Raw genomic sequence first — 10,870 nt, forward strand, 5'->3', positions numbered from 1 at the left:
AGAAGCCCCCGTCCAGCCCACTGCGTCCCCTATCCGCAGTGGGTTGGGTGGGGGCTTTTTTATTGATTGACCACTCGCTTGGCATCAAACTTTTCGGCAATCCTGGCCGAGCGCGGATTGACCGCGTCCGTTCTGATTTTTCTGATGTCCGCGCCCTTCGAAATGGCCTTGATTGCATGCACCGTCAAGAATGTACCCACCCCCTTCAGGATCGGCAGTCGCGCCACTGAGGTGGCCTGCGCCAACGCCTCTTTCTTCAAGGTCCCGCCATCCTGGGTTTCAGGGTGGACGACCACTTGCACAACATCCACTTCGGTTTTTCCCTTCGTTGTAAACGCGTTCAATTCGGCCAGACCATAAATCTGTCGCTCTTCAGGTGGTTTCAACTTGTCGGATTTTTTCATGACCGCGAAAAAGCGCCGCTCAACGACGAAATCAGGGTGCCTGTTCAACGCGTCCGGATCGATCGGCTCGTCCACGAATACATCATTGGCACTGCGCAACATGTAACTGGAAATGCTTGCCCCCAGACCGAAGTTTGAAGGTTGCCCAACGACCTTCGAACTCGATGTTTCGCTGGAGAGGGCTTTATAGCGTTGCTTGTAGCGTTGTAGATTCTGTTTGACCTCATCCCCTCCCACCAGATAGTCATTGAATGCACCGACCTCCACCACTTTGAAGTCATTCACATCGCTGAACTTTCCTGTGGCTTCCTTGAACACGCCAACCCTGCTCGTAAGCGCTGCCGCTGTGAGCTTCAGTCGGTTTTTTACGCCCACTTCTATTTCGTACTTGCCAGTCTTGTTGAGCCCGTCGGCGTCCCGAAAAGTCAGCGGGTTATTGCTCACCATCGCGTACAGATTCAGCCCATCGATATCTCCCGCAGGGTCCGGATTCAGCCAGCGCTGCAGACCGGGCATGTAGTACCGATAGCCGTAGTAATAGAACCCTGTTGCATCCCGCTCCTTGCCCGAGTAACGAACCGTCTTGTAACTGACCTCGATCACATCTTCCCCGGCCAGGTACGCGGTCTCGCCGAAAGGATAGAAGTGCTCGCGGCTGATGATTCTCCCGTCCTGGGCAAGCTCCAGACTGGTCGAACCCAATTGGTCGGTAAAACTGTATCGATAGAGGTCATTGGCCCCCGCAGGTGATGGGCTTTCCCAATGCAATACCCGCACACTGTTGAGCCCACCCTGGACGATGATGACCTGGAGAGACTCCCCAGTGCCGCTGTCGGCACGCAGTTCCAGCCCAGGCAAATAACGCACCTCGGCGGTCAGCGTCCGGGCACCGGCTTGCAGAGTGCGCAATTTGCGAACGCGCAGACCGCTGCCGTCGTAAACATAAATCTCACCGTCGTTAAGCCTTGAGGCGCGTTCGATGGGGGTGACCGAACTCAACTGGTTGCGCAGATCCCAAGCCAGGAAACGCCCCTCGTCCTGTTCCAGACAATTGCCCCGCGCATCGAACGCGGCGCAGACTTCATCTTCCGTTGGGGGCACGCCGTTGCGGTACGGCAAACAACGATTGCTGTAGCGGGCCGCTTGCAACTGGCGGCCATGATTCTGAGCGCCGACATGGGTCAGCTCCAGAAGGTTGCCGCTTTCGTCGTAGCGATAGGTCTGCCGGTAGTTGCTCACCGCCGCCGGGTCGACGCGACCAACGGACTCCGGTCCCTGGTTGGCAGCGCCCGCCTCCCAGCCGCTGGCTTCAAGCAATTGGTAGAGACTGTCGTAGATAAAACGACTGATCGGGTTGATACGCTGATTGGCGAAGTAGCGCACCGGCAGGGCCTTGTCCTCGATACTCAGCACGTTACCCATGGGGTCATAGGTGTAGAACAGGTCTTGCAGCACCTGATCAGCGCACCTGGCGTGGCGTTCCATCAGCCGGCCATCATCGGGACTGTAGCTAAGTGTGGTCTGCACGCCGTTACCGGCCGTTTCTTGCTCTATTTGCCCCTCGGCGCTGTAACGGATATCCCTGACCAGCGGCTGCCATGTGTCCTGCCCGTTTAATAACAAGTGATTTTCATGCAACCGGCCATCGCGGGTCAGTCTCTTGCGTTGTCGATGGCCCAGGGCATCCATTTGCTCCAGCACGTCACCCTGGGGGCCAAGGCACCAGGTTGACCGGGCTCCCTCGCCGGGCTCGAGCAGTGTTTCGCGCTCGGCTTCCGGCTCCGGCCAGTCGGGAGTGACGGCATCAAGGATGAAGCGACGGTTCTGGACAAGGTTTTGCGCGGTGAGGGAAAACGACTCCAGCAGCACGCTACCCGCCGGGTCATCGTGACGGATCAACTGCCCGTACTGGTTATGGTCGCGATCGCCCCGGCCCGGGGAACCGTACTTCAACCGCTCCATGCACCGACGCAGTTGCCCGGCGCCTTGTTCGAGCACCACCACGGGACGGAGCAGGTCGTCGTAGCCCACCTCGCGATGCGTGCCCCGACCGTCCCACGCCCGCAAACCCTCGCCGGCGAGCCCAGGCAGATCGATCTGCCTGCCCGCATCGACGCTATCGGTACGCAGCGCGGCAGCGGACAGCGAATAAACCGTCGTAAGGTTGGCCGGCGCCGACTGATCGTCTGGTTGCAAGCGCCACAATCGAGGATCCCACTGTTTTGCCAAACGACCGGCGGCATCGAAAAGGCTGCGAGTGACGCGCTCTTGCGTGGGCCCGTTCTCGATATTGCGCCAATAGTCGACCGAACGAACCGGTAAACTCCTTGGGTCAAAGGCCATCAGCCTCGGGGTTCTCTGATCCATGCCCATCTAATCAGACCTCTTGGTCGTAGCACCGCTGCGTCGTAAACGGCATCTAACAAGGGCAGACAACCCTTGCCTACTGTCAGATATGACAGCGGCGACCGACGGCCCGAGACGGATGAATACCCACGGCCCGCCCCCTCCGGTAGGATGGTGTGACGGTAACGGAGGCTTCACCCATGCTTATCGGCGTCTTGCTGGTCATCACCTGGCTCATCCTGCTGCTGCGCTATCCGGCCAAGGCGTTGCCGGTGTCCCTGGCGGCGTTCGTCGGGCTGGGACTGGTGGCCGCGTGGGTACTCTGGGAGGACAGCCGCGAAACCCGGCAACTGGCGCGCCTGGATCTGCGCGTCACTTACGCCCCCGAACGCTGCCCGGCCGACCGTCCGCTGTTGCTGAACATGACCAATGGCAACGATGTACCGCTGATCGAACTGCGCTGGCGAATCGCGGCGTATGCAGCCGGCGACACCATCAACCTGGCCGACAATCAGTACACCGCACCTCGTTACAGAGGCCCAGGCGAGTTGCAGCCCGGCGCGGACTGGCAGGATTGCCTGCCCCTGCCGCCACTGCGTCCCGGCTACCGCCCACAAACCCTGGAGTTTCGCGCCGAACGATTGCAAGGCAGCTTCTCCAACTGATCCCCTCTCACTGTTTGCATAAGGAATGGCTATGCCCGTTGCGTTGATTACCGGATGTTCCAGCGGCATCGGCCGCGCCCTCGCCGATGCCTTCAAGGCTGCCGGCTATCAAGTTTGGGCCAGTGCACGCAAGGATGAGGACGTGGCGCTGCTCAGTGCTGCCGGGTTTACCGCCGTACAACTGGACGTCAATGATGGCCAGGCCTTGGAACACTTGAGCGAACGCATCAACCAACAACACGGCGGTCTCGATGTGCTGATCAACAATGCCGGCTACGGCGCCATGGGTCCATTGTTGGACGGTGGTGTGCCGGCCATGCAGCGCCAGTTCGAAACCAACGTGTTCGCGGTCGTCGGAGTGACCCGCGCACTGTTCCCGGTGCTGCGCCGGGCCAAGGGATTGGTGGTGAACATCGGCAGCGTTTCCGGCGTGCTGGTGACGCCATTTGCCGGCGCCTATTGCGCCTCGAAAGCGGCGGTGCATGCCTTGAGCGATGCGCTGCGCATGGAACTGGCACCGTTCGGCATCCGCGTGATGGAAGTCCAGCCCGGCGCCATTGCCTCCAGCTTCGCCAAAAATGCCGGCCATGAAGCCGAGCAACTGATCAGCGAACAGTCACCCTGGTGGCCTCTGCGCGACGGCATCCGCAGCCGCGCCAAGGCGTCCCAGGACAACCCGACCCCGGCCAGCGATTTTGCCGCAGGACTGCTCAAGGCCGTGCAGCAACCCAGCCCCCCGCGCCTGCTGCGCTTGGGCAATGGCAGCCGGGCGTTGCCGTTGATGGCCGGTTTGCTGCCCAAGGGGTTGCTGGAAAAAGGCTTGATGAAGCGGTTTGGGTTGGGTGGGTCGCTGTAAAACACAGGGTAAACACGCATGAAACCCTGTGGGAGCGAGCCTGCTCGCGATAGCGACGGCACAACCAACCTCCTTGCCCACTGAAACACCGCTATCGCGAGCAGGCTCGCGCCCACAATTATCCGTGGGCGTCAGCGCTCGGTTTGGGATCGACCACCACCGTACAGGTCATCCCCGCCGCCAGCAGCACGCCGTCCGGCACTTCATCGATATGGATCCGCACCGGCACCCGCTGCGCCAGGCGAACCCAGTTGAAGGTCGGGTTCACATCGGCGATCAACTCGCGGCTTGCGGGGTTGTCACGGTCGTAGATGCCCCGCGAGATGCTTTCCACATGCCCCTTGAGCACCTCGCCGCTCATCAACTGCAACTGCGCCGAATCACCGACCCGCACCTTGGGCAGCTTGGTTTCTTCGAAGAAGCCGTAGACCCAGAACGAATTCATGTCCACCACGGCCATTTTCGCCTCGCCGATGCGCGCATAGTCGCCCCGATGCACGTTGAGGTTGGTGACATAACCGTCCACCGCCGCGCGGACCTGGGTACGGGCGAGATTCAGTTCGGCGGCCTCCAGTTGGGCCTGGGCGTGCTGGTAATCGGCCAGGGCCGAGTCGGCAATGTTACTGGCGTCGTCACGGTTTTCCCGGGAGATCACCAGGCTGTCCAGGTCGGCACGCCGATGCGCGTTGACCTTGCGCATTTCCCAGGTCGCCTTGCGCGAGGCCACCAAAGAGCGAGCCTGTTTCACCGCAATGCGGTAATGCTCGGGGTCGATGCGCATCAGCAGGTCGCCCTTTTTTACCAACTGGTTATCACGCACCGGTACCTCGACCACCTCACCACTGACGTCGGCGGCGACGTTGATGATGTCGGCGCGTACCCGACCATCACGGGTCCACGGAGTGTTCATGTAGTGCACCCACAACACCCGGCCGATCCACAGGGCAAGGGCCAGCACCAACAGCGTCGCAAGCAGGCTGAAAAACTTTTTCATCGCATTGATCTCAACGGTAGACCGTCAGCGCCAGCGCGCCAAACAGGCAGGTAAACAGACTCAGGCGCAGCAGCGCCGGGTGCCAGAAGAAGCGGTACAGGTCCAACCCCGACAGAAAACGATCCAGGGCCCAGGCCAGGGCGGCGGCGATGAAAAACATCAGGGTCATGGTGGGCATGTACACGCCATGGAAGGCGATTTCACGAGGCATGTTCGGGTTCCTGGGGCAGCGGCCTGGCGTAGGCCGCCAATGGCGATTGCGGGTCCAACAGCGAGGTGCGGATGAAATGCAGGTAGCTTTTCACCCGGCGCAGGGCTGAGGTGTCGAAATGCGGGGCGAAGGGTTCGTCACTGGCCTGTACGCGGCTGATGGCATGGTCGACCGCCAGCAGGGCGCGCTCCAGATTGCTCTGGCCGGGCTGACGAAACAGCCGCACCAACGCCCGCCCCATCACGCGGATCGCCTGGCGCCAGGGCTGGCTTGGGGCATAGGCCGGATGCACGGGCAAGATCGCCTGTTCCTTGCGCAATTCGATAATCGCGTGGCCGACTTCCAGGACCACAAACATCCAGCGCAACAGATCCCGCTGCACCCCAGGTTGCCCCGCCGCCAGTCCATAAGCCTGATGCAGCAAGTCCCGGGTGCGACTTTCAAAGCCCGAGGCCAGGCCCTTGAGCCGGCCGCTGATGGCAAACACCACCTGCTCGCGCAGGTCTTGTTCGAGCCGGCGCCACAACCAGCGACTGTTGGGCGGCAGAATGATTGCCCCGGCAGCGGCACATACCAGCATGCCAAGGATCATCGCGAGGTAATCGTTGATGAAGGTGTAGGGGTTGTAGACCGTCAGGTTGTCGGGCACCGAGCCTGTGCAGAAGAAGATCAACAACCCCAACCCGACCCCGGCGTATTGCGGTCGCGAGCTGAGGAATGAGCCCAACATGATCACCGGCGCCAACATCACGCAGAGCAAGGGGAAGCCATCAATCAGCGGGAAGATGAAAAACATCTCGACGAAACCGATCAAGGCCCCGAGCAGCGTGCCACACGCCATCTGGAACGCCATGCGTTTGGGGTTGGGCGTGGCGGCCGACAAGCCCACCGTGGCGGCGGCAATCATCGTCATGGTCGCACCGCTCGGCCAGGCCGTGGCGACCCAATAGCTGCCCAGCACCAGCAGGATGAACGCTGCCCGAAACCCCGACGCCGCAGCCGCCAGACCGTTGGTCTGCGGCATGAAAGGTTGGTCCCATTGCTCGCGTTCGTGGCGATGATCAGCCAGCGACGCATGGGTCTGGGCGTAACCGTGCAAGTCATCGACGAAGCGATACAGCAGCTCGTAGGCGGTGTGAAAGTCCAGCCGTTGCGCTTCGCTCGGATCTGTTTCTTCGAACACCCCACGCAGCCTGCGGACCTGTGCCGGCAAATCGGCTTTATAGGTTGCCAGCTCCGCCGCCAGGCGCGCGGCGTCTTTATCGGTCAAGGCGCGGGCGCTAAAACCGTCCAGCAACTCGGCCAACGTTAGCAGACCCGGTTTAATGGCATTCACCACATGATCCACCCCGCGGCTGCGTAGACGTTCGAGCAACTGGTGCAAGGCGTTGAATCGGGTGGTGATGCCCATGAACTCGCTGTTCAAGCGGCTGAGCCGACCGTTTGCGCCGACGCATGTGCGGGTCTTCGAACACCGTCACGCTGCGCAGGCTTTCCAGGCCCACGGCTTCGGCAATGAAACCGACGTTACGCGCCTCGAATGCCTCGCGTTTGCTGCGTCCACGCAAGCCATCCGTGACAAACAGGGCGAACACTCCAAAGCGTTGGTACAGGGCGTTGCGCATGGCGGCGCTGGCGGTTTGCGGCAAGATCGCGGCGCTGATCAGGGTTGCGCAGAGAATCCCCAGGGAAATTTCCAGCACACGCCAGACCGCCGCCATGAACGCGCCGCGCCTTCCGGATGAGCCAGGGCCGGCAGACCGATCATGGCCGCGGTGTAGCCGGCCAGCACAAAACCATAGGCCCTGAAGTTGCGATAACGCGCCGCGCCCGCTGAACAGACGCCGACCCAGATCGCCAGACTGCCCAGAAACAGTTCGGTGTTCTGGGCGAACAAGGCAATCAGCGCCACCATCACCGCCGAGCCGGCCAGCGTGCCGAGCAAGCGATAGAAACTCTTGGCGAACACCTGCCCGCTCTGGGGCTGCATGACGATAAACACCGTGATCATGGCCGTGCGCGGTTGCGGCAGCTCCAGACGCATCGCCAGCCACAATGTCAGGAAGGCGGCGAGCAGCACTTTGAAAATGTAGACCCACGTCACACCGTCGCTGCGAGCCCAGTCGAAGAAACCACGGCGCCATTCGAGGCGGTACAGCCAGCGGGCAGGAGCGAATAAAGACATCACAATAGAACTACTCAACATGGCTCAAGTCAGGGATGTCCTTGCCGGCGTCCAGGCCACCGCCCAACGCCGTCACCAGGTCGGCGTGGGCCGTCAGGCGCGCCGCCTCCACTTGCTGCTGCACCTGTTGCTGCTTGAACAACAGGCTTTGGGCGTTGAGCACGTTGAGGTAGTCAGTGAGCCCGCGCTGGAACGCAACCATCGCGATGTCGTAGGTGCGTTGCGCGGCGGCCACCGACTCAGCAGCGAAGACGTGTTGCTTGTCCATGGACTCACGGCGGATCAACTGATCGGAAATGCTCTTGAGTGCATCGACCAGCGTCTGGTTGTAGTGGGCCACGGCGATGTCATAACCGGCCGCCGCCTCCCCCAACTGTGAGCGCAGGCGCCCACCGTCGAAAATCGGCAGTGTGATGGCCGGTCCGACGCTGTAGTTGAGCTTCTTGCCGGTCAAGAACTCCAGCGCCCCGCCACCGGTCGCCATGTAGCCGATACTGCCCACCAGGTCGACATTGGGATAAAACCCGGCACGCGCGACATCGATACCCCGTGCCTGAGCGGCCACTTGCCAACGCCCGGCCACCACGTCCGGACGCTGGCCGAGCAATTCGGCGGGCAAGGCCGACGGCAACTTCAAGGGCGCACCGAGGGCCAGGGTCGGGCGCTGCAGCCGCGCCCCGTCTCCTGGCCCTTTGCCCGCCAGCGCCGCCATTTGATTGCGGCTCAAGGCAATGGCTTCGTCGAGGGCGTCGAGTTGCCGATGGGTCTCAGGCAATGGCGCCTGGGCCTGGCTGACTTCGAAATGGGTGCCGATGCCGCCGTCCAGACGCTTTTGCGCCAGTTCGAGAATCTGCTCCTGCTGATGGAGGGTCGCCACGACGATATCGCGCTGGGCATAGTGCAACGCGAACTGGATATAGGTGCGCACGATGTTGTTCTGCAACTCCAACTGCGCCTGCCGCGCCTCGGCCACGCTGACATGAGCCAGGTCGACGGCCCGCTCACTGGCGTTGCGCTCGCGGCCCCACAGGTCCAGCGCATAGCTCAAGCCCAGGCCCGCGTTATTGTCCCAAGTGGTGGTGTCGGCCAACTCGCCAGGGCCATAGAACTGATCGGTGGGCCAGTTGTGGCGCTTGAGGGTCGCTTGACCATTGATCTGTAGCGACTCGGCAGCCTCGACGACACCGGCCATGGCCTTGGCCTGCCGCACGCGGGCAGCGGCCAGGGCCAGGCTCGGGCTGTCATGCACGGCCAGGTCGGTCCAGCGATCCAGTTGCCGGTCGCCATAGGCATTCCACCACTGGCCGGTGGGCCAGTTAGCATCACGGGCAGCCTCGCGGATCGCTTCATCGGTGGCCAGTTGATTGGCCGACAATGCCTGGCCTTGCGGCGCAATCCCTCCCGTGCCGATGCAACCGCTGATGGTGAACGTTAAAAGCCAAACACTGAGAGTCTTCAGCTCTCTGCTGATGCAACGCGGCACTTGCGCAAAATTCCTGAGATGGGGAGGCGTGAAGAGGCTGAATGCCCGGTGACGCAACTGTGGGAGCGAGCCTGCTCGCGATAGCGTCCAGGCAGACACATTGAGGGGAATGTGATGCCGCCATCGCGAGCAGGCTCGCTCCCACAGCAATCAGCGATCCAGGATTGGCCGCAATTCTAGGCACCCCATCGAACGGCGATAAGCCGACCTTTCTGCGAATCTTTGTTACCGTTACTGCGATAATCCATTAGTCGGGGTCCGCGGCGCTGTAACTTCGTGTCACAATTTGCCATCTCCCAAGAGAGCCTCCCATGGACACTTTGCAAAACATGCGTGCGTTCAGCTGTGTTGCTGAAGCGGGCAGTTTCACCGCCGCCGCCGTGCAACTGGATACCACCACAGCCAACGTTTCGCGTGCGGTTTCCAACCTGGAAGCCCATCTGCAAACCCGCCTGCTCAACCGCACCACCCGCCGCATCGCCCTGACCGAGGCCGGCAAACGTTATCTGCTGCGTTGCGAGCAGATCCTGGCGTATGTCGAGGAGGCTGAAGCCGAGGCCAGCGATGCTCACGCACGTCCTGCCGGGCAGTTGAAGGTCCATACCATGACCGGCATCGGCCAGCATTTCGTGATCGATGCCATCGCCCGCTATCGTAAAACCCATCCCGACGTGACTTTCGACCTGACCCTGGCCAATCGTGTGCCGGACATCCTGGACGAGGGTTACGACGTTTCCATCGTACTGGCCAGCGAATTGCCGGACTCGGGCTTTGTCTCCCAGCGCCTGGGGATCACCTACAGCATCGTCTGCGCATCACCTGCCTACGTGAAAGCCAGCGGCTGCCCGCAGAAACCCGGCGACCTGCTCAACCACGCCTGCCTGCGCCTGGTCAGCCCGGTCATTCCGCTGGAGAAATGGGTATTTGACGGCCCCGAAGGCCAAGAGATGGTCACCATCAGCAACTCACCGTTCCTGGTGAACTCCGCCGATGCCATGAAAACCGCGATCACCAGTGGCATGGGCGTGGGCGTGTTGCCGGTGTATGCCGCCATTGAGGGCTTGCGCAATGGCACGCTGGTGCGGGTCATGCCCAACTACCGCTCCCAGGAACTGAACCTCTACGCCATCTATCCTTCGCGCCAGTACCTGGATGCGAAGATCAAGACCTGGGTCGAGTACCTGCGCGGCTCGCTGCCGGAAATCCTCGCGGCGCACCAGGCCGAACTGACGGCCTATGAGTTGAGTGGCAGTCTGGCCGGTGCACGGGTCGCGAACTGATTTCGCGCCCGTGCTCCAAGGGTGATATCAGCGCTTGCCCATCGAGCGACGCGTGCCGGGAGGCGCGGCGCCAGGGGTCTTGGTATGACCGTTCTTCGCGCCGTTCTTGTACCAAGGCTGCTGCCCGGCCCCTTTGGCCGCGGCCAGCTCACCGGGCTTGAACGGAAACTTGAAGGTCGGGATCGCGTTGACGCTCTCGCCGCTGGAAACATCGCTGTCGGGCCGGTCGGCCTGTTCGCCGTTCGGGCGTTCGTCCGCGGGCGAAGGTGTTGGGGAAGTCATGTAAAGCTCCGGGTAATGCGTGCAAGTCGGGCCCGGAGAGCGAGCCGCGAAGTCGGCAGTATACCCGCCCGATACCAGCGCGCGCAGGGCGGATTCAATCGGCCCTTCACTCGTCTGACAGCAAGTCGGGACAAAACTGACAAGCCCGTCAGTTAGGCGTCACC

At 61.7% G+C, this 10,870-nt stretch carries 8 protein-coding genes and 1 pseudogene; 3 read left to right on the top strand and 6 right to left on the bottom strand.

The window, feature by feature from the left end; translation table 11 throughout:
- Positions 1 to 59 precede the first annotated feature (59 nt).
- Complete coding sequence (locus PSH91_RS21780; RefSeq protein ID WP_305466751.1) at positions 60 to 2,777, bottom strand: RHS repeat domain-containing protein; 2,718 nt, start codon at positions 2,775 to 2,777, stop codon at positions 60 to 62.
- Between the two features lie 173 nt (positions 2,778 to 2,950).
- Between PSH91_RS21780 and PSH91_RS21785 the strand changes: the two genes are divergently transcribed.
- Together PSH91_RS21785 and PSH91_RS21790 are read left to right on the top strand one after the other, a co-directional pair.
- Entirely contained in the window at positions 2,951 to 3,415 is a 465-nt protein-coding gene (locus PSH91_RS21785) for a multidrug transporter (protein WP_305466752.1), read from the top strand.
- A 31-nt stretch (positions 3,416 to 3,446) separates the two neighbouring features.
- Complete coding sequence (locus tag PSH91_RS21790) at positions 3,447 to 4,271, top strand: SDR family oxidoreductase (RefSeq protein ID WP_305466753.1); 825 nt, start codon at positions 3,447 to 3,449, stop codon at positions 4,269 to 4,271.
- Between the two features lie 118 nt (positions 4,272 to 4,389).
- Here PSH91_RS21790 and PSH91_RS21795 read toward each other — a convergent pair whose 3' ends face one another.
- From PSH91_RS21795 to PSH91_RS21810, 4 genes and pseudogenes are all read right to left on the bottom strand, one after another.
- Entirely contained in the window at positions 4,390 to 5,265 is an 876-nt protein-coding gene (locus PSH91_RS21795; protein ID WP_047228832.1) for an HlyD family secretion protein, read from the bottom strand.
- Positions 5,266 to 5,275: 10 nt separating this feature from the next.
- Positions 5,276 to 5,476, bottom strand: coding sequence for a DUF1656 domain-containing protein (locus PSH91_RS21800; RefSeq protein ID WP_024617598.1), 201 nt, complete (start codon positions 5,474 to 5,476; stop codon positions 5,276 to 5,278).
- Positions 5,466 to 7,664: pseudogene (locus tag PSH91_RS21805) on the bottom strand (FUSC family protein). The gene PSH91_RS21800 and the pseudogene PSH91_RS21805 overlap by 11 nt, the downstream one beginning before the upstream one ends.
- A 7-nt stretch (positions 7,665 to 7,671) precedes the next feature.
- Positions 7,672 to 9,144: an efflux transporter outer membrane subunit gene (locus tag PSH91_RS21810; RefSeq protein WP_305466755.1), complete on the bottom strand. Its 1,473-nt coding sequence runs from the start codon at positions 9,142 to 9,144 to the stop codon at positions 7,672 to 7,674.
- Positions 9,145 to 9,455: 311 nt separating this feature from the next.
- Here PSH91_RS21810 and PSH91_RS21815 point away from each other — a divergent pair, with 311 nt between their 5' ends.
- Positions 9,456 to 10,424 carry a LysR family transcriptional regulator gene (locus PSH91_RS21815; RefSeq protein ID WP_047228829.1) on the top strand — a complete coding sequence of 323 codons (969 nt, stop codon included), beginning with the start codon at positions 9,456 to 9,458 and terminating at the stop codon, positions 10,422 to 10,424.
- Positions 10,425 to 10,451: 27 nt separating this feature from the next.
- Here the strand turns inward: PSH91_RS21815 and PSH91_RS21820 are convergent, their stop codons facing one another.
- The gene (locus PSH91_RS21820; protein ID WP_047228828.1) at positions 10,452 to 10,706 is read right to left on the bottom strand and encodes a hypothetical protein; all 255 of its coding nucleotides are present in this window, start codon (positions 10,704 to 10,706) and stop codon (positions 10,452 to 10,454) included.
- Positions 10,707 to 10,870 lie beyond the last annotated feature (164 nt).

It is taken from the genome of Pseudomonas sp. FP1154, from assembly GCF_030687245.1.
Classification (GTDB): domain Bacteria; phylum Pseudomonadota; class Gammaproteobacteria; order Pseudomonadales; family Pseudomonadaceae; genus Aquipseudomonas; species Aquipseudomonas rhizophila.

Excerpts from the sequence above, each read along its gene's own strand:
- PSH91_RS21780 (WP_305466751.1), bottom strand. The coding sequence starts at position 2,777 with ATGGGCATGGATCAGAGAACCCCGAGGCTGATGGCCTTTGACCCAAGG.
- PSH91_RS21785 (WP_305466752.1), top strand. The coding sequence starts at position 2,951 with ATGCTTATCGGCGTCTTGCTGGTCATCACCTGGCTCATCCTGCTGCTG.
- PSH91_RS21790 (WP_305466753.1), top strand. The coding sequence starts at position 3,447 with ATGCCCGTTGCGTTGATTACCGGATGTTCCAGCGGCATCGGCCGCGCC.
- PSH91_RS21795 (WP_047228832.1), bottom strand. The coding sequence starts at position 5,265 with ATGAAAAAGTTTTTCAGCCTGCTTGCGACGCTGTTGGTGCTGGCCCTT.
- PSH91_RS21800 (WP_024617598.1), bottom strand. The coding sequence starts at position 5,476 with ATGCCTCGTGAAATCGCCTTCCATGGCGTGTACATGCCCACCATGACC.
- PSH91_RS21815 (WP_047228829.1), top strand. The coding sequence starts at position 9,456 with ATGGACACTTTGCAAAACATGCGTGCGTTCAGCTGTGTTGCTGAAGCG.
- PSH91_RS21820 (WP_047228828.1), bottom strand. The coding sequence starts at position 10,706 with ATGACTTCCCCAACACCTTCGCCCGCGGACGAACGCCCGAACGGCGAA.